Genomic DNA, 21654 nt, shown 5'->3' on the forward strand with positions numbered 1-21654 from the left:
ATACCCGCACATCCGACAGGAGATACGTTGCAGCGCTTACAGGATCGAGTCGCCGTCGTCACCGGCGGCGGGAGCGGTATCGGTCTGGCCACGGTCCGTCGCTTCGCGGCGGAGGGGGCGAAGGTGGTGGTCGCGGACATCGACGCCGGGACCGGCGAGGCGGCCGCCAAAGAGGTCGGCGGCCGGTACGTGCACGTGGACGTCACCGACGAAGACCAGGTCAAGGCCCTGTTCCAGACCGCGGTCGACACCTACGGCGGGCTGGACATCGCGTTCAACAACGCGGGCATCTCCCCGCCGGAGGACGATTCGATCCTGACCACCGGCATCGACGCGTGGCGGCGGGTTCAGGAGGTCAACCTGACCTCCGTGTACCTGTGCAGCAAGTACGCCATCGAGCACATGCTCGAGCGCGGCAGAGGATCGGTGATCAACACCGCCTCGTTCGTCGCGGTCATGGGTGCGGCGACCTCGCAGATCTCCTACACCGCCTCCAAGGGCGGCGTACTGGCGATGAGCCGCGAACTCGGCGTGCAGTTCGCCCGCGACGGCATTCGGGTGAACGCCCTGTGCCCCGGGCCGGTGAACACCCCGCTACTCCAGGAACTGTTCGCCAAGGACCCGGAGCGCGCCGCCCGCCGCCTGGTGCACGTGCCGCTCGGCCGGTTCGCCGAACCGGAGGAGATCGCCGCTGCCGTGGCCTTCCTCGCCAGCGACGATTCCTCGTTCATCACCGCGTCCCAGTTCCTGGTGGACGGCGGCATCGCGGGGGCCTACGTGACGCCGCTGTAGGACCTACTTCGGCGCGCCCAATCGTGCGCCGCCGTCGACACGCACCACGATTCCGGTCGTGAACGCGTTGTCCACCAGGAATTCGATCGCGTGGGCCACGTCGTCGGCGGTGCCGACCCGCCCCACCGGCGTGGTCGCGGCGATCTGGTCGAAGACCTCGGTGCGCGCGCCGTCGGGCAGGAAGCTCCACCATTCGGTGTCGATCACGCCGGGGGACACCGCGTTCACGCGCAATGGCGCGAGCTCGACCGCCAGCACCGGAACCATCGCCTCCACACCGGCATTGACCGCCGCCAGCGCCGCGGTGGCGGGCATCGAGCCGCCCGCCGAGGCCGCCGACACCAGGGTGATCGAACCGCCCTCGTTCAGGTGCGGCAGCGCGGCTTGCGTCGCGGCGGTGTGCGGGAGCAGTTTGCCCTCGACGTGGCGGCGCAGATGCTCGAGTTCGAGCTCGCGGAACGGCGTCGTGCCCGACGGTCCGGTCACGGTCACCACCACATGGTCGATCGGCCCGATCTCCGCGAAGAATCGGGTCAGTTCCGCCTCGTCACGCGCGTCCACGGTACGGCCGGTGACGTTCTCGCCGAGATCGGCCAATGCGGCCTCGAGCCTGCCCTGGTCGCGCCCCGCGACGATCACCTCGTGCCCGTGGTCGGCGAGCCTGCGCGCCGCGGCCAGGCCGATGCCCGATGTACCGCCCACGATGACGACCCGGTTGCCCACAACATCCTCCTGATTTTCGAAGCTCTGTGTCTCGAAATATAAACGAGGCACGGTGTCTTGTAAAGTATCGGCATGACCGGAACCCGTGGCCGCCCGCGCAGCGAGGAAACCAGGCGCGCGATCCTGCGCGCCGCGCTGGAACTGTGTGAACGGGACGGCTACCAGGACCTGACCATCAAGGCCATCGCCGACGCCGCGGGCGCGGGCAGGCAGACGGTGTATCGCTGGTGGCCGGACAAGGCCGCGGTGCTCATGGAGGCGTTGGCCGGGCTCGTCGAGGAGAACCCGGCATTGCGTGTGCGCGCCGAGTCCGCCGACGTGCTCGCCGAGGTCGAAGGCTTGCTCACCGCGACCTACGAACTCACGCGCGAGCTGACGGGTCAGGCTCTGGTCGGACTGATGGCCGACGCGCAGCGCGATCCGGCGCTGTCGCAGCTGTTGCAGGACGCCGTGATCGGCCCGCGTCGTGAGGTGTTGCGCACGCTGCTGCGGCGAGGTGTGGACAGTGGTCGGTTCACCGGGGCGGTGTCGTTGGACCTCGTGGTCGATTTCGCTTTCGGAGTGATGTGGTACCGCCTGCTCGGGCGGCACGCTCCGGTCGACGGGGCGTTGGCGAAGGAAGTCGCCGCGGGTATCGCCGCCATGCTCGGGCCGAAGTGAGCGCGAGCGCCGTCGTATCGCGACCGTCGTGGAGGCGGCGACCGGTGCGGCCTGAGCGCATATGTGACCGGCATCACAATTGCGAGTGGAGTCGCAGGTCAGCGCAGATGTGTTCGCCCTCTTCCTGTTACGTGACTGTTTGCCCGGGGCGAATCCTGGGTATCGGTCTGTTTCGTGCCACACCTTCGGTTCTCGCGGCCGGAGGTGGAACGAACCGAGGTCCGTGACGGACTGGAGAGGACGTGCACGTGACCGATCGAACTTCCGAGAGTTTCCCGCTGCGACGTTCCGTCGCGGCCTCCGCCATGGGCAACGCGACCGAATGGTTCGACTACGGCGTCTACGCGGCCACCGCGACGTATCTGACCGATGCCTTCTTCCCCGGGGAACTGGGCACGCTCGGCACCATGCTCGGCTTCGCCATCTCGTTCGTGCTCCGGCCGCTCGGCGGCATGGTGTGGGGCCCGCTCGGTGACCGCATCGGCCGTAAAGCCGTGCTGGCCACCACGATCCTGCTCATGGCCGCCGCCACCGGCGCCATCGGCGTGTTGCCCACCCACGCGTCCGTCGGCGTGCTGGCGCCCATCCTGCTGATCCTGCTCCGCGTGGTGCAGGGCTTCTCGACCGGCGGCGAATATGGCGGCGCGGCAACGTATCTCGCCGAGTGCGCGTCCGACCGCAAACGCGGATTCCTCGGCAGTTTCCTCGAGTTCGGCACGCTCGCGGGCTTCGTCGGCGGCTCCGCGACGGTGCTGGCCTGCCAGCTCGCGCTCGGTTCGGACACCATGCACGACTGGGGCTGGCGCATCCCGTTCCTGATCGCCATCCCGCTCGGCCTGACCGGCTGGTACCTGCGGGCCAGGCTCGACGAGAGCCCGGTGTTCACCGAGGTCGCCGAGCACAAGCGCCCGCCAGGCGGTCTGCGTGAGGTGGTGACCACCTACCGGCGCGAGACGCTGACGCTGGCCGGACTGGTGGTCGCGCTCAACGTGGTCAATTACACGCTGCTGACCTATCAGCCCACCTATCTGCAGAAAACGATCGGCTTGGGCGAATCGGCCACCACCGCGATGATGCTGCTCGGTCAGTTGGTGATGATGCTGGTGCTGCCGTTCTTCGGCCGGCTGTCCGACAACGTCGGCCGCCGCCCGATGTGGTTGTTCTCGCTGACCGGTCTCAGCGTGCTCGCGGTGCCGATGTACTGGCTGATGGGCCAGGGCACGGTATGGGCGATCTTCGGCTTCATCGTGCTCGGACTGTTGTACCTGCCGCAGTTGTCCACCATCAGCTCCACCTTCCCCGCGATCTTCCCGACCCATGTCCGGTACGCGGGCTTCGCGCTGGCCTACAACGTCTCCACCGCGATCTTCGGCGGCACCGCCCCGCTGATCAACGAGGCCGTCATCGAGGCGACCGGCTGGTCGCTGTTCCCCGCCGTCTACATGGTCGGCGCTTCCCTGATCGGCCTGGTCGCCTGGAACTACCTGCGCGAAACCGCCGGAACCTCGCTGCGCGGTACCGAAGTCCCCGACGCGGGTGAGTCGAGTCCGGACCCGAATCCTGACCTCCCCGCCCAGCCCGCGTTCTGAATCACGGCGTCGAAACATCCGGTGGGAGTGTGCGCGGTCGTATCGGCCACCTCAATGCCGAGCCGCCACGAGCCTGTGCGTCGATCGATGCCGGAACATCGTCGATATCTCAGCGGACACCGCCCGCCAGGTCGGCGAGACGTTCGTACATCAGGGCCAGATCGCGCTGGTAGCCGAGATCGGATGGCGCCGAGCGCACCAGATGGTCGGCGACAGCGAGTCCGCGGCGGAAATGCTGGGCCGCGCCGGCGATATCGCCGGTGTCGCGAGCGAGGCTGCCCAGTTTGTCGCAGCAGGACAGCAGATCGCGGCGATAGCCGAGGTTGCCCGGGTCGGCCGCCGACAGTTCCTCGGCGATCTCGGCCGAGCGGTTGTACCAGTCTCGCGCGGCATGGTGGTCGCCGCTCGCTCGTGAGAGAGTGCCGAGGCGGTCGTAAGTGACCGATAGGTCGCGGCGGTAAGACGGGTTGGACGGCTGAGAGTCCACCAGAGCGAGATCGATGTTCATGGCGTTCCGGTATGCGCGATCGGCTTCGGCGAGATCGTTCCGTGCACGGGCGTGGTCGCCGAACCGGTGGTAGCAGAACGAGAGATCTCTGCGGTAGGTGCGGTTTTCCGGCGCGGATTCGACCAGGCTCGCGGCGACCGCGATGGCGTGCTCGTACAGTCGCGTCGCCTCCCCGTGATCTCCCTGGGCGGCTACGACTCTGCCGAGCGCGTTGTAGGCCAGCAGCAGGTCACGCCGAGACCGAAGGTTCACCGGGTCGGCGGCCGACAGTTCCTCCGCATGAATCAGGGCAGGCCTGCAGTGGGTCGCCGCGCCGTCGTAGTCGCCCTGATCCATCGCCAACGAGCCCAGCGCATCGTGGACGACCAAGAGGTCGCGACGATATCGGAGATTGCCAGGTGCGCTCGCGGCCAGTTCCTCCGTGCCCTCCAGCGCACGTCGGTAGAACCGGGCGGCTTCGCCGAAGTCGCGCCATTCTCTGGCGATGTCGCCGAGCACATTGCACGTGACGACGAGGTCGCGGCGGTACTGCGGATTGGTGGGGTCGGCGGCGAGGAGTTCCTGTGTGAGAGCGAGGGCGCGATGGTAGTGCCGGATGGCCTCGTGCGGATCGCCGTTCGCGCGGATCGCCCCGCCGAGCCGGTCTGCGGTGATCGAGAGGTCGCGTCGGTATCCGAGGTTCGAGGGTTCGGCGGCGACGAGCGCTTCGGCGATCTCCATCGAGCGCCGGTACAGGCGGATCGCTTCGTCCAGATCTCCTCGAGTCCGGGCCATTTCGGCGAGCTTGTCGTAGCCGATCGAAAGATCCCGCTGGTACTGGAGGTTGTCCGGATCGGCATCGACCAGTTCTCGCGCCATGCTGATCGCGAGCTGGTAGCGCCGAGCGGCCTCATCGAGGTCGCCGGTGGCCGACGCCAGATCGCCCAGCTTGTTGTAGGACACCGAGAGATCGCGTCGGTAGAGCGTATTCTCGGGGTCGGCCGCGGCGAGTTCTTCGGTGAGGAGGAGCGTGATCCCGTAGTGGCGCGCGGCTTTGTCGGCATCGCCCGCGGCGTGAGCGATGTCGCCGATCTTCTCGTTGACGACAGCGAGATCGCGGCGATACACGCGGTTCGCGGGTTCGGCCTCCGCGAGTTCTTCGACGATGGCGAGCGCGCAGTAGTGCAGTCTGGTCGCCGCGTCGACCGCGCCCGCTTTCCGTTCCAGATCGGCCAGTTTGCCGTACGACACCGACAGATCGCGGCGGTAACCGGAGTCGGCCGGTTGCGCGGTGGCGACACGTTCCCCGATGGCGACGGAGCGTCGGTACAGGCGCCCGGCTTCGGCCGCCCTGCTCGCGAGCGGGGTGAGTTCACCGTCGGAATCGCGCTTCTCGGCGAGGGGGCCGTCGAGGTCGTCATCGAGACCGAGGAGGAACGCGCGGCGGTACAGTCGCCCGGCTGCCCGCGTGTCGCCTGCGGCGCGGAGGCGATCGCCGATCTCGATCAACGAGAGCGTCAGCTGTCGTGTGCCCCCGGAGTTCGACCCGTCGGCCGGGCTATTCGGTATCGAGCTGAGGAGGAGATGGGTGATCGAGCCGGGAAGCCGGACTTCCGGGTCGCTCTCCGAGGAATCCGCGATGTATTCGGCCAACCGGCGATGATGAGCGGCGACATACTTCGCGCACGTGGAGGCGATGTATTCGTCTGTCGTGCGGAGCCGGGAGAGGATTTCGAAGCATCGCTCGCGCTGGCGGAGAGAAGCGCTGTGCACCCCGTCGGCCAGCAGCCGTACCCCGGCGTCTGTTTCCGCGCGCAGCGCCTGACCGACGAGCGCGTCGCCGAGCGGGCCGGGCGAGGGATCGAGATACCGCTCGCTCGGGAACTTGGACCGCAGCCACTGGACGACCGCCACCCGGTCGGCGGCGGTATCGAGTCCATTCCCGAAGATGACTGTCATCAGTTGTTCCGCCTCGGCGGAATCATCCGCGCCGAACAAGGTCGCCACTGCGACGGCACGGCGCAGGTCGGCTTCGGGAACTCCGTCCGGAGCGGTCTCCTGCCACTCGCGAAACGGATCGATCGCTTCCGCGGAGCTCTGCGGACGGGGCGTCGGAGCCGGTCCGGCGTCTTCGAGCGTTTGATCTTCGAACATGCGATCCCCCAATGGATTTCGTGAGCGAAAGAGCGCCGATCCTGGTGCTCAGGCTAACAGCGGGGTCCGACAGGTTCGGGCTCGTCGTTGTATGGGATCGCGTCGTGGTCGAGCGTCGTGGATGTGGGACTCGGTCACGCCGAGGAGGGTGCCTCGTCGCCCTCCGGCCAGTCGTCCTCGATGACGAGTGTCCCGTCGCGCAGCGCGGTCGCGTACTGGTCGGCGACCAGGTCGGCCGGGTAGGTCGGCCAATAGGAGACCGCGCCGGTGGGCTTGTCGATGACGCAGACGGAGCCGCCGACGATCACCGGCGGACTGTCCGGGTCGGCGTGCGGCGACCGGGGGAAGGTGGCGACGGCGACGAAGCAGGTGTCGAACTCCGCTAGCTGATAGGTGATGCCGCGATCGGCGTAATCGCCGTTGGTGAGATGCCGCTCGGCGATCCGGTGTGCCTCGGTCGGGTCCACCGGTGTGGTCGCGTCGGTGGGGTAGGCGTGGATGTCCATGTGTCGATGGCAGCGGGGGTGTGGCCGCCTGCTCCTTCCGGGTCTCTGGATAGCACGATGGCGGCTCGGCGCAAGCCGGTTTGCGGTCAGTCGAAATGGATGGTGGACAGCATCTTGCGGGCCAGGATCTCCGGATCGGAGTCGGTGGCCAGTGCTGAATTATGCAGTGCGCCTTCGCGCCACAGCGAAGCGAAGCCGTGCACCAGCGACCACGCGGCGAGTCGGGTCGACAACTGACGGTCCTGACTGTGGCGCGGCTGGATGCTCGAAACGCCGGAGCGCAGCGCCGACCCGGATCGTTCTCGCGCGGCGCGCAGAGTCTCGTTCTCCGCGTGGAGAAGGCTGTGCCGGAACATCACGTCGAAGTGTCCCGGATGCTCGCGCGCGAAGCGAATGTAGGCCACCGCGACCTCACGAAAGTCCGAACCGGCCTGCGCGAGCTGTTCGGCCAGCAGTTCGAATCCCTCGGTGGCCAACGCGGTGAGCAGTCCTGCTCGATCACCGAAGTGGTGGGCGGGCGCGGCGTGCGAGACGCCCGCGTGCCGGGCCAGGTTGCGCAGGGAGAGCGCGTCGACGCCGTCGGCGGCGATCCGCTCGGCGGCGGCGGTGAGCAGTGCCGCGCGGAGATCTCCGTGGTGATAACCGTCCTTCGCCATACCTCGATGGTGACCCATCATCTAGACATTGACAAGTTCATGACCGCGGCCGTATCTTTCCACTGTCAAGATTTGCTCTTCGATCCACAGGAGATCCCGATGGCACCGCTGGTCGTCCTCGTCGCCGTCACCGCACTCGCCCGGCTCATCGGCTGGCTCACCGGCAACGGCTGGCTCGATTCGTGGGCGCACGCGACCGCGCTCGGGCTGGCCGCGATGCTCGCGCTCACGTCGAGCGCGCACTTCCTCCAGCCGCGCCGCGACGCTCTGGTCGCCATGGTTCCGCCCCGGCTGCCGAACGCCCCGGCGCTGGTGACGTTGACCGGCGTGCTGGAACTGGCGGGTGCGGTCGGCGTCCTCATTCCCGCGACCGCCGACCTGGCCGCGGCCTGTCTGATCGCGCTGCTGGTGGCGCTGTTCCCAGCGAACGTCCGCGCCGCCCGCGCCGAACTGGGCATCAAGACCATGCCGCTGCCGCTGCGGGCGCTGGTTCAGGTCCTGTTCATCGCGGCCTGCGTGGTCATAATCATCGGCTGAGAACGGCGAAAGGCCCGCTCACGCATCGCAAGTCGATGGGTGAGCGGGCCTTTGCCGGGTCGGCGTTCAGCTGCCGCGCAGTGCCTTGGCTATGGTGCGGCGCATGAACGGCCGCGCCATGTCCTCGGGCAGGTTCGCCCAGGCCAGGAAGAATCGCGTGAGCGGGTCGAGCGCGATGTGGTGGCGGCCGCGTTCCAGGCCGCGCACGGCGGCCTCGGCGACGCGCTCGGCAGGCATCGGCTCGATCGACCCGGTGATCGCCTTGGTTTCGACCGGCTTACGGGTGTTCTCCATGGCCAGCCCCGGTGTGTCGGTGTCGGCAGGATAGATCACCGTGACGGCCACGCCTTTCGGCTCCACTTCGTAGCGCAGGCACAACGCCAGCTGCCGGATGCTCGCCTTGGTCGGTCCGTAGGCGGTATACCCGGTGATGCCGAGAAACGCCGACGTGGAGCTGACCAAAAGGATCTTTCCCCTGGACCGCTCCACCATGCCGGGCAGCACCCGCCGCACCGCGTGCACCGCACCGAGATAGTTCGCCGACATCTGCACCTCGAACTCGTCGGGCCGCACTTCGAGGAACCGCCCGGGCAGCGCGAGACCGGCACAGCAGGCGATGACCTCGCACGGTCCGTTGCGCTGCTCCAGTTCCGTGATGGCCGAGGCGAGTTGGTCCGCGCTCGTGACGTCCGCGGCGGCCCAGTCCGCGCCCAGTCGTTTCGCGGTGTCGCGCAGCGGAAGCTTCCGCCGCGCGATGAGCGAGACCTGCGCCCCACGCCCCGCGAAGGCCTCCGCCACCGCGGCGCCGATCCCTTCCGATCCTCCGGTGACGATGACGTGCTTGCCGACCCAGTCCTTGACCCGTGCCATCGCGGCGACTCAGGCTCGACTGGCGGTGACGATGTCGGCGATCCGGTCTCGCCACAGCAGATAGGTGGCGGAGCTGCCGTCGTCGGGCAGATCATCGAGCGAACTCTCGATCAGCGCGTCGGTCTTCGCCACGGTGGTTCCGCAGAAGACCTGCGCCGCCGCTTCGCTGTGCTCGTTGACGCTGTTGGTCTGCTGCCGGATGCGGGCGACCATGGCCGAGCCCAGCGACAACTGCGGCCGGAACTCACCGGCCACGTCCCAGAGTTCCTCCATCGCAGCCGATTCCACGCCGCCCGCGAAGGTGACGGCGATGCCGACGCCGCTCCACAGATCGGCGTGCCGTTTCGGCTCGAACTCGCCGATCAGCCGCACGACACCGGCCGGGCTGCCGCCGCCGATGAACCACAGCGCGCGGCCCATGCCCTGGTCCGCGATGCGCTTCAGGTTGTCGCGGTCGCCGAGCCAGCCGGGGTAGCGGGTCTCGACGTGCTTGTCCCGCACGTAGCGCTGCATCTGGAAGAACGCCTTGTAGAAGCCGTAGCCGTCGATGGCGAGCCAGCGGAACAGCGGGTGCTGCGGGAACAGCTTCTTCCACCGGAACTTCGGGATCTTCGCCATGGCGAGGCCGACGCCGACGTACATGGTCAGCGCGTATTCGCTGGCCGGGCCGTCGATCAGGTCGGCGGCGCGCCGGCCGGGCGAGAGCGAGTCGACAGCGGTGAGGCCGACCGCCGCGCCCTCGTAGGCGAACCCGCGGTACTTCGGCGGCACCCGCAAGAGGGTGGCGATCAGCTCGTCGTTGTCGGAGCTGCGGACCGCGGAGTCGATGCCGCCGACCAAATGCATCGTCACCTGCTCGAGTTCGAGCGCGGTGTGCTGGTCGGGCTGCTCGAATCCGCTGAGCACCTGGCGGACACTGGCCGGACTGGGGACGAACAGGGCCGCGCGCAGCGGACCCAACGGCGAGGGCATGGGGTTCTCCAATCGTCGGAGGAGTGGGGGATCGTCACAGGATCAAGCGACGGAAGCCGCCGTCGAAGAAGGTCAGCGCTCCCGTGGCGGCCAGTTCGGCGTCGCGTTCGGCGTGTACGACCTCGCCGACGACGATGCTGTGGTCGCCGCTGTCGAATACGGCGTCGAGCTTGCACTCCAAGCCCGCGGCCGCGTGCGCCAGCATCGGCGCCGCGGTGTGCGGTCCGGGGAACCACTCGACCTGGTCGAATTGCGCGCTGCCGTCGGGGCGCGCCGAGTCGGCGAAATACCGGGCCACCGGCTCCTGGCCCGCCGAAAGCACCGAAACGGCGAACGCGCCCGCCTCGTGGATCGCCCGGTGCAGACGCGCCGTATGGGCGACGCACACCAGGATCAGCGGGGGATCCAGCGAGACGGACGTGAACGCGTTGGCGGTCATGCCGTGCGGCCGTGGCCACCCGGTGGTGACCACGGTGACACCGGTGGTGAACGCGCCGAGCACGCGGCGCAGCTCGGCGCGGTCGGTCATGAGCGGGCGGCCTCCTTCTCCGGTTCGGGTTCACCCGCGATGTCGGCCTCCAGGTCGTCGGCCACCACGGGCTGCTCCGCCGCTTCCGGCGCGGCGCCCCGTTGCCGCCACCATTCGGCGATGCCGCGCACCCACCAGTAGACGCCGCGCGCGCCGCAGACGATGACCAGCGCGATGAACAACCCGTAGGAGATGTGCAGCGCGGTGACCACGCCGTACATGATGCCGACCGAGGCGCCGAACATGATCTGCTGCTTCTTGCCCGACGGGGTGGTGCCAGGGTCGGTGACCATGTAGTTGGTGAACAGGACGAACGCCAGACCGGTCATCATGCTCAGGCCGGCCAGGATCGAGATGTTCGGTTCGATGAGCCCGCGCACGATGGCCTGCAGCGCGAACGCGCCCACCCACGCCATGATCAGCGGCATCTTCAGCGTCAGCTTGGCGTTGAGCATGGTGCCGGTCGTGAGCAGGCCGAGCACGATGAGCGCGTCCGCCGGTCCGGTGATGTATTCGGTGAAGTGGTACGGCGGTGCGACCGCGATCATCGGGAACACCAGGAAGCACACCACGACACCGAAGTTCGACGGGTTCATGAAGTGGCGCATCTTGCCGTTGATCTTGGCGCGCAGCACCCACTTCGTGCCGACCGCGACCACGACGCCGAAGATCACCGGCCACAGCTTGTCGTGCGCGAAGGTCAGGAAGTTGAACGCCAAGCCGGTGATGTGCGCGGGCAACAGGAACTCGAACAACCCACGCGGCCCGCGGCCGCGGAAGGCCGGCGCACGCTTGTACGCCCAGGCCGCCAGGACCTCCAGCCCGATCTCGGTGGTGTAGGCGGTGGCCAGTGCGATGAACGGCCACAGGAACGGCTGCTCGAAACCGAGCAGCGGGAACCCGATCAGGTTGAAGATCGTGATCGAGATGGCGAAGTTGCGCAGCGCCAGGTAGCGCGGATCCTTCGTCGCCGCGGGCTTTTCCATCCATTCCTTAGCGAATTCGGTGCCCGAGCGCTGCATCGACGAGATGCGTTCGGCGGTGGTCGTCGGTGCGGCCGTGCCGTTGCTTTCGGGAGCGGCGCCGTTGCCGTTGGCCGCGCCGTTGCCGTTGGCCGCCGATGTTTCGTGATGACCGTTCGAGGCGGCTTTCGCCTCGCCCGGATCCTTGTTGTCGTTGTCGCTCATCGCTGCTTGACCTCCTGCGCGTCCGAGGCGAGGTTCACGGTGTGCCAGCCCGGCGCGAGCTGGAGGGATTGATCGTGCGGGGTGCCGTTGGTCTCCCGCCAGCGGAGCGTGACGTTCAACGGGGCGGCCGGATCGACCTCGCCGAGGCCGATGTGCACCTCGGTGGCCCGCTTGCCGGTGTGCCCGCTGCCGCCGTCGAGGTGGCTGGTGAGCAACCGGCCGTCCGGGGTGCGGACCTCGACCTGGGCGTCCACCGCCGGAACGCCCTGCGGGGGCAGACCGGCGACGGTGGTCGTGGCCGCGTTGCCCTCCCAAGCCTGCTTGAACAGCTTCAGGCCGAGGAACTGGCCGCCCTTCGCCTTGTTGTTGTGGTAGAAGGTCGGGTCGCCCCACTGGCGGGCGACGGCGAAGCTGAGCGCGCCGTTGCCGGAGGTGTCGCCGACCGCGATGCCGCGCGACGGCACCGGGGTGTCCATGCCGAGCGCGTGGGTGAGGTTGGCGAACTTGCCGTCGTCACCGCGGCTGAAGAAGCCGACCGGATTGCTGCCCGCCAGATCGGCGTCCGAGCTGATGATCGGCCAGGCCCAGGGGTACCTGGTCAGGTCGTCGTTCATGGTGCCGAGTTCCTGGATCTGCGGCCACCGGTTGGTCTCACCCTTGATCATGCCGGTCGCCTGGATCAGTTCGTTGCGGCCGTCGTTGTCGAAGTCATCGATCTTGGCGTCCCAGCCCCAGGTCTCCCAGGCCAGCCCGACGTCCGTGGCGCGGTTCTTGAACGGCGCGATGCCCTCGGCCAGTTGACGTGCCGCGTCGGCGGTGTCTTTGGCCGTGTTGTAGAACGCGAAGTGGCCTTCCATGAGCGCGAAGCGCACGGCGATGTTGCTGACGAACAGGTCGGGCATGCCGTCGCCGTTCAGGTCGCCGAAGTCGGCCGCCATGCCCTTGTCCGAATCATGGCCCATCACATAGGACTTCGGCTCGGTGATGCCGCGTTCGCCCTCGGCGTAGCCGAAGCGGATCTGGCCCGGTGTGGACTTGTTGACGAACAGGCGGTCGCGCCCGAAGTCGTTGGCCACGTACAGCTCGGGAAGCTGATCGCCGTTCAGGTCGGCCGCGGCGGCGGCCAGCGCCCATCCGGTGTCCATGCCGATCGGGAACGGGTTGGCCACCTCGCGGTACTCGGCGGTCGGCTCGTCACCCGATTTGGCGGAGGCGAGGGTGAAGATGCGATCCTTGCCGCCGTTGCGCGCGTTGGACAGCGAGTCGGTCATCCACAGCGCGAGCTGGCCGTCCTTGGAGAGCACGTCCATGTCGTTGAAGTACTGGCCCAGGTAGATGTCCGGCTTGCCGTCACCGTCGAAGTCGGACACCGAGACCGCCGCGGTGATCCAGCGCTGGCCCTCGTAGTGCCCGTCCGGGGTGTTCGGGGACGGCACGATGTCCACCGGGCGGAACGCCTTGGCGTCCAGGTGGGTCGCGTTGGCGCGCTGCAGGTACAGAATCGGCGTGCGGCCGTAGTACGACACCAGCGCGTCCATGCGGCCGTCACCGTTGAAGTCGCCCGGGATGCAGCCGGACGGAACCGTGGAGGAGTCGGCGGGCAGCGGCCGCGGATCGAGCACGAAGGGCTCGTAGCGGGCGGTATTGCTGTCCGGCGTCGGCGTGATGAAAGCCGTGTCGGAGCGGGGGTCGACCACGCACAGGTCGTCGGCCAGCCGGTTGCCGTCGAAGTCGTTCATCGCGATGGCCGCGCCGACCGAGGAGATCCAGGCCGACAGGTGCTTGTACGGCTCGCGCAGCTCGCGGATCTTGCGGTCGGTCGGCAGGCCCTTTGGCAGCGCGATCGGCATCGCGGTGAAGTCGAACTTGCTCGCGATGGGGCCGCCCGCCTCGTCGTAGGTGGGCAGCAGCGCCGACCGTGCGGGAATGAACAGCGAGCCCATCAGCAGCAGCGCCACCCCGGGCACCACCGCCTTTCGGAGGAGGGATCGATTGATGGGAATTTTCACGAGTGCTGCTCCTCATGGGCGAGTGTGAATTGCTGTCCCGCGGTGTCCGCGAGTCCGTCGAGCACCTCGCGCAGCGTGGCCAGCGCCTGGTCCATTTGCTGCTCGGTGTGCCTGCAGTTGATGAAGAACCGCAGCCTGGCCTCTCCCGCCGGGACGACCGGGTGGGTGATGGCGTTCACGCTGAAGTCGCGTTGCAGCATGGCCAATGCCGCCAGCACGGCCGGTTCGTCGGCGCCGGTCATCACCGGGATGATCGGCGAACCCTCCGACGTGCCGATGTCGAAGCCGTAGTCCTTGGCGCGGCGGTGGAAGTACTCGCTGTTGTGCCGCAGCCGCGCCACGCGTTCCGGCTCGTCGCGCAGGACCCCGAGCCCGGCCAAGGCGGCGCCGATCGCCGACGGGGCCGGGGCGGCGGTGTACATGCTCAAACCGCCCGCGACGTACTTGAATCCGTCGACCAGTTCCCGGTTGCCCGCGAGGTAGCCGCCGACGCTGCCGAGCGCTTTGGACAGGGTGCCCATCCAGACGTCCACGGCGTCGCCGGGTAGGTCGAACAGCTCGCGCACACCGTGTCCGGTGGCGCCGAGGGTGCCGAACGAATGCGCCTCGTCGATCATGATCGAGCAGTCGTAGCGCCGGGCCACCTCGATGATCTCGGGCAACCGCACCACGTCGCCGTCCATGCTGTAGAGGCCCTCGATGATCACCATGGCCCGGTCGAAGCTACGCCGCGACATCTTGAGGATCGTCTCGAGCGACTCCGGATCGTTGTGCCGGAAGGAAACTCGCTTGCAGCGCGACCACTCCGTGCCGGAGACCACGCTGTGGTGGATCAGCGCGTCACAGACCGCGAGATCGCGCTTGCCGAGCAGGAATCCGACCGCGGCGGCGTTGGTGAGGTAGCCGCTCGCGGTCACCAGCGCCGCCTCGGTGTCGTAGATGCGCGCGATCTCGGCTTCCAGTTCGCGATAGATCGGCAGCTCGCCCGCCACGATCCGGACCGCGGCGGCGGAGGTGCCGTACTGATCGATCGCGTCCTTGGCGGCCTGTCGTACCCGGGGGTCGGCGGCCAGGTCCAGGTAGCCGAAGCTGCTGAAGTTCACCACGTCCCGATCTGCCATCCGGGTCACCGCGCCGCTGATGCCCTCGTGCGGCAGGTAGTACGGGTTGACCAGACCGACCTCGTTGACCCAGGCGTCGAACCGCCCGAACCGCTGCGCGGCCTCGAGCACGCCGGGGTGGTCACGGAACGACGTGTGCGCGACTCCGCGCGACGCGCTGTTGCCGTTGCCGGTCGCCGCGGTAGGGACGGCGGGGCCGTCCGCGGCACGCGCGCCGTTGCCGGTCGCCGGGGCGGTGTTCTCACCGTTGGCGTGCCTGGCCAGCAGTGCGCGGGCCAGTTCCCTGTTGTTGCCGGTCATTCGTCCTCGCTCCTCGCCGCGCGCTCTTCTTCCTGGACAATCTGCTCGGCAATTCGCGCGCCGAGCCCGCGCAACGTCAGTCCGATCACGGCGAGCACCGACAGCTGGGTGCCGAGCACTTGCACCACGCGGGCGCCGAACTCCATGCCCATCAGCGAATCCATGCCGAGCTCGGGCAGCGGGGTGTTCAGATCGATCGTCTCGGCGTCGACGCCGAGCACCGCGGCCAGCTGCTCGGCGAGCAGGTAGGCCACCACCTCGCCGCGCTGCTCCACCCCCAGTTGGAGGATCTCCGCCCGCAGCGCGCCCGCGCCCGACGCCCCGCCGCCCGCGGCCGCCACCTGGTCGGCGAAACGCGGTGTGCGGGTGGACGGGCGATGCGCCAGCGCCCACTGGCTCCAGTCCACGTCGAACAGCACGATCTGCGGCAGGTTCAGCCGCAGGCATTCGCCCAGCAGATCGGTGGCCACGTCCATGTCCACCGAGCGGTAACCGGTCATCTCCGCATATCGACTGACCGCCTCGTAATCGGCCATGCCGCCGCCACCGCTCATGAAGCCCCAGTTCACCGCGAGTGCGGCGGCGCCGCGGGCCCGGCGGGCGGACGCGATCATGTCCAACACGGAATTCGCGGCCGCGTAGCCGAATTGGGGCGAGATGCCGACGATGCTGCTCGCCGAGGAGAACAGCACGAACATGTCGAGGTCGATGTCGGCGGCGGTGACGGCGGTGTCCAGGTTGACCGCACCGGCGACCTTGGGCCCGAAGATCTCCGCCAGCGACTCGGCGGTGATCTGCGGGACCTCGAGGTTGTTCACCACGCCGGCCGCGTGGAACACCCCGCGCAGGGGATGTCCGCTGGCCTGAATGCGTTCGACCAGCGCGGCGACGGCGTCGTAGTCGGCCATGTCGAGACGCTCCTCGACGACCTCCACGCCCGTGGCGGTGAGCTCGGCGACCGCGGCGCGGGCCGCGTCACCGGTCGCGCCGCTGCGTCCGGCCAGCACCACGCGCCGCGCGCCGATCCGCACCAGCCAGCGCGCGGTGGCCAGGCCGAACGCGCCGAAGCCGCCGGTGACCAGGTAGCTGGCCGCGGGGTCGATCGGCAGACTCGGCCGCTTGGCCAGCACGGTCGGTTCCGGTTCCCGCAGATCGAGCACGACCCGGCCGATCTGCTTGGACCGCACCACGGTCTCGAACGCCTCGGCGGTCGACGTGAGCGGGAACGCGGTGTACGGCAGGTACTCGTACGTGCCGTCGTTCAGCGCGTCCATCGCCCGGCGCGCCGCGCGGCGGACCAGCTCGGGGCGCACGGCCAGGGCGCGGTCCATGTCCACGGCGAAGAACGACAGGTTCCGGTCGAAGGGGCGCAGGTCGATCGCGCCGCCGCCGTAGATGTCGGCCTTGCCGATCTCGATGATCCGCCCGAACTCGGCGGCCGCCCGAAGGTTCTGCTGAAGGATCTCGCCGGGGGAGGAGTTGTAGACCACGTCGACGCCACGTCCCGCGGTCAGGCCGAGCACGTCGTCGACGAAGCTGATCGAACGCGAGTTGACCACCTCGTGTGCCCCCGCCGCCGCGGCCACCGCTCGGCGCTCTTCCGAGCCCGCCGTCGCGATCACCCGCGCACCGAGGCGCACCGCCACTTGGACCGCGGCCATGCCCATGCCGCCCGCCGCGCCGTGGATCAGCACCGTCTCACCCGGTCGCAGGTGCGCGAGCTCGCCGAAGGCGAATTCGGCGGTGAGGAAGGGCAGTACCGAGCTGGAGTGGCACGGGTCGAGCTCGGTGTCCGGGTAGTCGAGTGGCATCGTGGCGCCCTCGTCGGGCCGGAGGGTGACGTACCTGCGAACCAGGTCCCTGGCACACACCGACATCTCGTCTCCGACGGCGACCTCGGTCACTCCCGGGCCGACGCGCTCGACCACGCCGAAACCGTCCATACCCAGGTCGGTGCCGAAATACGTGCCGGCAAGCTCCTTTTCGGTGAGCACACCGAGCACCTTGAGCGCGTCCTTGTAGTTCAGGCCCACCGCGTCCATCCGGATCTCGACCTCGCCCGGCCCCGGCGGCACGCGATCGACCGCGCGCCACGCCAGGTCCGACAGCAATCGGGAGCGCGGAACCTCCAGGCGGAAAGAGGTTTCCGGGTCGGTCAGCGGCGCGGCCTCGTCCCAGACCGCCAGATGGTCGCGCAGGGACTTGCGCAGATGCAGCGCCCAGCACGCGCCCGCCCGCAAGGCGACCTCGTCGGCTCGTCCGTCGCCGAACACCTGCTCCAGGATGTCCGCGGCGCGCGTAGTGGATTCGGTGTCGACCAGTCGCCACTGCACCGCGGGCTGCTCGTTGCGCAGCGTGCGCCGGGCGCCGGTGAGCGCGGCCTGCGCGGGATGGGCGAAGGCGTCGACCGGCAGGCAGAACGCCTGCTCGGTGACCACCACCGCGCGCACCTCGGTCGCCGGGGCGTCGTCGTCCTCCTCGCCGACCACCAGTTCGCCGACCGCTTTGGCGACCTGGGCGAGCCCGTAGGCGTTGGGCACCGCGTCCAGTTCGGCGCCGGACACCACGACGAGGCGACCGCGCGTCACGCCGGGCCGTTCCTGCGCGGCGCGCAGGGCGGCGAGGACACGATCGGAGGCGTCGGCCTCCTCCGGTTCCAGGGTCAGGATCTCCGCCGACGCTCGCGCGCTGGCGATCTCCTTCGCGCGCTGGGAGACGGCGCCGCCCAGGCTGACCACGAGCAGGAACTCCTCCCCGTCCGCGGGTTCGTCGGCGGTCGCGGTGTCGTCGACGATGGACCACACCGGCTCGTAGAACAGCCCGTCGAGCTGCTCGTGCAGATCCGGATCGCCCCCGAGGGCGGCAAATCGTACACCCGAAAGATGCAGTGCCACGGCGCCTTCCGGCGAAGCGACGGTGATGTCCGCGCACAGCGGGTCGCCGTCGACGCGGCGGACGAGCACGACGGCCTGCTCGGGCAGCGGGCCGGTCCAGCGGACCCCGGCGACCGAGGACGGCACCACGACGCTCGCGCCGTGCGCGGTCTGCGCGTACAGCGCCGCGAAACATTGCAGCGCGGCGTCGACCGCCGCGGGATGGGCCAGATGCGGCAGGCTCGGCGCGCTCCCGGCCAGCGGCGTGAGATCCAGCCGGGCCAGCACGGAGTCGGAACCCACGCTGGCGGCGGTGATCAGCCGGAAGCTCGGTCCGTAGGCGAGGCCGTGCGCGGCCAGGCCGTCGTAGAGCGTCGCCGCGGACACCTCCACCGCGTCGGCCGCCGGGGTGAGGTCGACGGAGCGCGCGTCGACGTCCGCCTCGATCAGCCTGCCGTACGCGTTGACGGTCCAGGTGGTCGCGGTGGCGGCGCGCGAACGCAGGGTGAACCTGTGGGTGGTCTCCTCGACGGTGAGACGCAATACCGGCACGTCGTGCCTGCCGATCACCAGCGGCGCGACGAACTGGACCGACTCCAGCCCGAAGCAGGCGCGACCGGTCCGCACCGCGACGGCGCTGAGCGCGGCGTCCAGATAGGCCGCGCCCGGCAGCACGACGGAACCGTCCACCACGTGATCGGGCAGCCACGGCAGCGCGGCCACCGACAACTCGACTTCCCACTCCGGCGCGGACGCCGCGGTGCGCTGGCCGAGCATGACGTAGCCGTCGACCGCGCCGACGCGGTCCGCCTCGATCGCCGGGTCCTCGGTCCACAGCGTGCGGCGCTGCCACGGGTAGCGAGGCAGATCCAGATGCGCCACAGGCGTTTCCGGTGCGCCCGGCGCGTGCGCCGTGTCCAAGCCGCCCGTCTGGTACAGCTCGCCGACCGCGCGCAGCAGGTTGTCGCGGTCGTCGGCGTTGCGGGACAGGGTGCTGATCGCCGCGCCGTCCAGGCCGCGGCGCACGAACGCCTCCTTGATGTTGCCGCTGAGCACCGGGTGCGGTCCCACCTCGAGGAAGACCCGGTGGCCTGCGTCGAGCAGGCTGTCCACGGCCGCGCCGAACCGCACCGGCTCGCGCACGTTGCGGCACCAGTACTCGGCGTCCCAGTCGGGGCCGGACAGTTCCCCGCCGGTGACGGTGGACCAGATCGGCACTCGCGCGGGTCGCGGCGCGAGTCCGGCGAGCACCGTGGTGAGTTCGCCGAGGATAGGGTCCATCAGGTGACTGTGGTAGGGCACCTCGACGCGCAGCGCCCTGGCGAAGACGCCTTCGGCGGTGAGTTTCTCCCGAATACGGTCCAATTCGGCCGAGTCGCCGGACAGCGTCGCCGCGGAGTGGCTGTTGATCGCCGCGACGCAGACGCCCGCAACGCCCGCGAGACGCTCGCGCAGTTGGTCTTCCGAAAGGCCGACGGCGAGCATGCCGCCGGTGCCCGCGGTGGTGGCCTGCAATCGGGCGCGGTGATAGCTCACCAGCAGCGCGTCGTGCAGCGACAGCGAGCCCGAGGCGTAGGCCGCGGCCACTTCGCCGACGCTGTGGCCGACCACCGCGGCGGGGTGAATGCCGAGTTCGGCGAATTCGGCCAGGAGCGCGGCCTGGACCAGGAAGTTCGCCGGCTGCGCGTACGCGGTTCTGGTGATCTGCGACTCCGCCTCGGGGCGCAGCAGTTCCTCGACGATCGACCAGCCCGCGATGTCCCGGAAGATTTCGTCGATCGATCGCGCGGCGGCGGCGAAATGCCCGTCGGCCTCGAGCAGGCCACGGGCCATGCCCCACCACTGCGGGCCCATGCCGCTGAACACGAACACCGGCTGGGTGGAGCCGTCGGTGAGCGCGCGGGCGGGTGACTTGCTCGCGCCCGCCGCGAAATCGGCCAGCTGCGTGCGCAGATCGTCGGTGTCGCGGTAGGCGAACGCCGCGCGGATCGGATGGTGCGCCCGCTGCGTCCACGCCGCCTCGGTCACCGCGTCCGCGGGGATGGTCTCGGTCAGGTCGTGCACCTGGGTGGCCATCGTGCGCAACGCGGTCTCGTTGCGGGCCGACAGCGGCAGCACCGTGATCGGCCCGCGCGTCCGCTCCTGCGCGGGCGCTTCCGGCGCGCGGGTGAGGACCGCATGGGCGTTGGTGCCGCCGTAGCCGAAGCTGTTGACCGCCACCGCGGCCCGGCCGTCGTCGTTGGGCAGCGGTTCGGTCTCCAGCGGAATGCGCACCCGCAGCTCGTCGAACCGGATCTCCGGGTTCGGGTTGTCCAGCCGCAGTTGCGGTGCGATGACGCCGTGGTGCAGCGTCAGCGCGGCCTTGATGAGACCCGCGACGCCCGCGGCGGCCTCGGTGTGGCCGATGTTGTTCTTCACCGAGCCGACCGGCAGCGGTTCGTCGCGGCCCTCGACCGCGCCGTACACCGCGCCGAGGGCGGCCAATTCGAGCGGGTCGCCGACGGGTGTGCCGGTGCCGTGCGCCTCCACATAGCGGACGTCGTGCGCGTCGATGCCCGCCAGCCGGTGCACGCGCCGGGCCAGCGCCTCCTGCGCGGCCGGGTTGGGCACCGGGATGGCCAGCGTACGGCCGTCCTGGTTCACGCCGCTGCCGCGCACCACCGCGTAGATCCGGTCGCGGTCGCGGACCGCCGCGTCCAGCGTCTTCAGCACCACGGCGCCGGCGCCCTCACCGCGCCCGTAGCCGTCGGCGGCCGCGTCGAAGGACTTGCACCGGCCGTCGACGGAGAGGAAGCGGCCCTTGCACATGGAGATGAACGCCTCGGGGCGCAGCATCGCGTTGGCGCCGCCGACGATCGCCGTCTCGCACTCGCCCGACTCCAGCGCCAGCACCGCCTGGTGCAGCGCGACCAAGGAGGAGGAGCAGGCGGTGTCGATGGTCATCGTGGGCCCGAGCAGATCCAGCAGGAACGCGATGCGGGCCGACAGCAGCGTGTGTGACGAGCTGGTCGGGCTGTGGCTGTTGATCGAGGCCCTGGCCACCGAGCCGCTGCGTACCAGCGCGTTGTCGTTCATGAAGCCGCCGACGAACACGCCGACCTCGCGGCCGCCGACCCGGCCCGCCATCCCCGCGTCGTCGAGCGCTTCCCAGGCGACCTCGAGCAGCAGCCGCTGCTGCGGATCCATGATCGACGCCTCACGCTGGGAGATGCCGAAGAACTCGGCGTCGAAGTCCCACAGCGACTGGGTCAGGAATCCACCATGCCTGGTGTACATCCGCCCCGGGGCGTCCGGGTCCGGGTCGTAGAACTTCGCGAGGTTCCAGCGGTCCGCCGGTACTTCCACGATCCCGTCGCCCTTGTGCACGACGAGATCCCAGAAAGTGTCCGGTCCGTCGATGCCGCCCGGAAAACGGCAGCCGATACCGACAATTGCTACATTGGGCATGAAAAATCCCCTGATGCTCGGGCATTCGGAAACGCAGACGGTTTCACGTCGGCGTCGTCGAATCAGCGTGGAGACAGCCGGAATCGCGGCACCGGTAAACCTGTTCGGCCATTGGCGCCGTCCGGCGGTGAAGTGGTTCCGCGGTAGGAGGTCAGTGTCCACCCATGGTAGGAGGGGTGATTCGCGAAGGTCAATACGGAATCATGCGGGCGATTACCGAAAACCATTGCTGGGCAAGTAAT

15 protein-coding genes are annotated in these 21654 nt (G+C 69.1%); 4 read left to right on the forward strand and 11 right to left on the reverse strand.

Features of this window, described 5'->3' with window-relative positions; genetic code table 11:
- The gene (locus ACIA5H_RS32035) at window positions 1-792 is read left to right on the forward strand and encodes a 3-oxoacyl-ACP reductase (RefSeq protein ID WP_397079642.1); all 792 of its coding nucleotides are present in this window, start codon (window positions 1-3) and stop codon (window positions 790-792) included.
- A gap of 3 nt (window positions 793-795) precedes the next feature.
- On the opposite strand, the gene ACIA5H_RS32040 is transcribed toward ACIA5H_RS32035, so the two are convergent.
- The gene (locus ACIA5H_RS32040) at window positions 796-1515 is read right to left on the reverse strand and encodes an SDR family oxidoreductase (protein WP_397079533.1); all 720 of its coding nucleotides are present in this window, start codon (window positions 1513-1515) and stop codon (window positions 796-798) included.
- A gap of 72 nt (window positions 1516-1587) precedes the next feature.
- Between ACIA5H_RS32040 and ACIA5H_RS32045 the strand changes: the two genes are divergently transcribed.
- Both ACIA5H_RS32045 and ACIA5H_RS32050 read left to right on the forward strand, forming a co-directional pair.
- Complete coding sequence (locus ACIA5H_RS32045) at window positions 1588-2175, forward strand: TetR/AcrR family transcriptional regulator (RefSeq protein WP_379253286.1); 588 nt, start codon at window positions 1588-1590, stop codon at window positions 2173-2175.
- Window positions 2176-2480: 305 nt separating this feature from the next.
- Window positions 2481-3764: an MFS transporter gene (locus ACIA5H_RS32050; protein ID WP_355077923.1), complete on the forward strand. Its 1284-nt coding sequence runs from the start codon at window positions 2481-2483 to the stop codon at window positions 3762-3764.
- A gap of 109 nt (window positions 3765-3873) precedes the next feature.
- Here the strand turns inward: ACIA5H_RS32050 and ACIA5H_RS32055 are convergent, their stop codons facing one another.
- The 3 genes from ACIA5H_RS32055 to ACIA5H_RS32065 all read right to left on the reverse strand — a co-directional run bounded on the left by ACIA5H_RS32055 (window position 3874) and on the right by ACIA5H_RS32065 (window position 7567).
- Window positions 3874-6405, reverse strand: coding sequence for a tetratricopeptide repeat protein (locus ACIA5H_RS32055; RefSeq protein ID WP_397079536.1), 2532 nt, complete (start codon window positions 6403-6405; stop codon window positions 3874-3876).
- A 134-nt stretch (window positions 6406-6539) separates the two neighbouring features.
- Complete coding sequence (locus tag ACIA5H_RS32060) at window positions 6540-6911, reverse strand: hypothetical protein (RefSeq protein ID WP_397079538.1); 372 nt, start codon at window positions 6909-6911, stop codon at window positions 6540-6542.
- An 86-nt stretch (window positions 6912-6997) separates the two neighbouring features.
- Window positions 6998-7567 (reverse strand): TetR/AcrR family transcriptional regulator, encoded by a 570-nt coding sequence (locus tag ACIA5H_RS32065; protein WP_397079540.1) that lies wholly within the window; start codon window positions 7565-7567, stop codon window positions 6998-7000.
- Window positions 7568-7666: 99 nt separating this feature from the next.
- Here ACIA5H_RS32065 and ACIA5H_RS32070 point away from each other — a divergent pair, with 99 nt between their 5' ends.
- Window positions 7667-8104, forward strand: coding sequence for a hypothetical protein (locus ACIA5H_RS32070; RefSeq protein ID WP_356961055.1), 438 nt, complete (start codon window positions 7667-7669; stop codon window positions 8102-8104).
- Window positions 8105-8170: 66 nt separating this feature from the next.
- On the opposite strand, the gene ACIA5H_RS32075 is transcribed toward ACIA5H_RS32070, so the two are convergent.
- The 7 genes from ACIA5H_RS32075 to ACIA5H_RS32105 are packed head-to-tail and all read right to left on the reverse strand — an operon-like array spanning window position 8171 to window position 21412.
- Window positions 8171-8974 carry an SDR family oxidoreductase gene (locus ACIA5H_RS32075; RefSeq protein ID WP_397079542.1) on the reverse strand — a complete coding sequence of 268 codons (804 nt, stop codon included), beginning with the start codon at window positions 8972-8974 and terminating at the stop codon, window positions 8171-8173.
- Between the two features lie 9 nt (window positions 8975-8983).
- Window positions 8984-9946 carry a DUF1702 family protein gene (locus tag ACIA5H_RS32080; protein WP_356961059.1) on the reverse strand — a complete coding sequence of 321 codons (963 nt, stop codon included), beginning with the start codon at window positions 9944-9946 and terminating at the stop codon, window positions 8984-8986.
- A 34-nt stretch (window positions 9947-9980) separates the two neighbouring features.
- On the reverse strand, window positions 9981-10475 hold the full coding sequence (locus ACIA5H_RS32085; protein WP_379253292.1) for a flavin reductase family protein: 495 nt from the start codon (window positions 10473-10475) through the stop codon (window positions 9981-9983).
- Window positions 10472-11662 carry an enediyne biosynthesis protein gene (locus ACIA5H_RS32090; RefSeq protein ID WP_397079545.1) on the reverse strand — a complete coding sequence of 397 codons (1191 nt, stop codon included), beginning with the start codon at window positions 11660-11662 and terminating at the stop codon, window positions 10472-10474. The genes ACIA5H_RS32085 and ACIA5H_RS32090 overlap by 4 nt, the downstream gene beginning before the upstream one ends.
- Window positions 11659-13671: a CRTAC1 family protein gene (locus tag ACIA5H_RS32095; protein WP_356961060.1), complete on the reverse strand. Its 2013-nt coding sequence runs from the start codon at window positions 13669-13671 to the stop codon at window positions 11659-11661. The genes ACIA5H_RS32090 and ACIA5H_RS32095 overlap by 4 nt, the downstream gene beginning before the upstream one ends.
- On the reverse strand, window positions 13668-15092 hold the full coding sequence (locus tag ACIA5H_RS32100) for an aminotransferase class I/II-fold pyridoxal phosphate-dependent enzyme (RefSeq protein ID WP_379253295.1): 1425 nt from the start codon (window positions 15090-15092) through the stop codon (window positions 13668-13670). The genes ACIA5H_RS32095 and ACIA5H_RS32100 overlap by 4 nt, the downstream gene beginning before the upstream one ends.
- Complete coding sequence (locus ACIA5H_RS32105; protein ID WP_397079547.1) at window positions 15089-21412, reverse strand: SDR family NAD(P)-dependent oxidoreductase; 6324 nt, start codon at window positions 21410-21412, stop codon at window positions 15089-15091. Before ACIA5H_RS32105 ends, ACIA5H_RS32100 begins: the two co-directional genes overlap by 4 nt.
- Window positions 21413-21654: the final 242 nt, after the last annotated feature.

The sequence above is a fragment of the Nocardia sp. NPDC051900 genome (assembly GCF_044452545.1).
Taxonomy (GTDB): domain Bacteria; phylum Actinomycetota; class Actinomycetes; order Mycobacteriales; family Mycobacteriaceae; genus Nocardia; species Nocardia sichangensis.

Coding starts and splice junctions, on each gene's coding strand:
- ACIA5H_RS32045 (WP_379253286.1), top strand. CDS start 1,588: ATGACCGGAACCCGTGGCCGCCCGCGCAGCGAGGAAACCAGGCGCGCG.
- ACIA5H_RS32050 (WP_355077923.1), top strand. CDS start 2,481: ATGGGCAACGCGACCGAATGGTTCGACTACGGCGTCTACGCGGCCACC.
- ACIA5H_RS32055 (WP_397079536.1), bottom strand. CDS start 6,405: ATGTTCGAAGATCAAACGCTCGAAGACGCCGGACCGGCTCCGACGCCC.
- ACIA5H_RS32060 (WP_397079538.1), bottom strand. CDS start 6,911: ATGGACATCCACGCCTACCCCACCGACGCGACCACACCGGTGGACCCG.
- ACIA5H_RS32065 (WP_397079540.1), bottom strand. CDS start 7,567: ATGGCGAAGGACGGTTATCACCACGGAGATCTCCGCGCGGCACTGCTC.
- ACIA5H_RS32070 (WP_356961055.1), top strand. CDS start 7,667: ATGGCACCGCTGGTCGTCCTCGTCGCCGTCACCGCACTCGCCCGGCTC.
- ACIA5H_RS32075 (WP_397079542.1), bottom strand. CDS start 8,974: ATGGCACGGGTCAAGGACTGGGTCGGCAAGCACGTCATCGTCACCGGA.
- ACIA5H_RS32080 (WP_356961059.1), bottom strand. CDS start 9,946: ATGCCCTCGCCGTTGGGTCCGCTGCGCGCGGCCCTGTTCGTCCCCAGT.
- ACIA5H_RS32085 (WP_379253292.1), bottom strand. CDS start 10,475: ATGACCGACCGCGCCGAGCTGCGCCGCGTGCTCGGCGCGTTCACCACC.
- ACIA5H_RS32090 (WP_397079545.1), bottom strand. CDS start 11,662: ATGAGCGACAACGACAACAAGGATCCGGGCGAGGCGAAAGCCGCCTCG.
- ACIA5H_RS32100 (WP_379253295.1), bottom strand. CDS start 15,092: ATGACCGGCAACAACAGGGAACTGGCCCGCGCACTGCTGGCCAGGCAC.
- ACIA5H_RS32105 (WP_397079547.1), bottom strand. CDS start 21,412: ATGCCCAATGTAGCAATTGTCGGTATCGGCTGCCGTTTTCCGGGCGGC.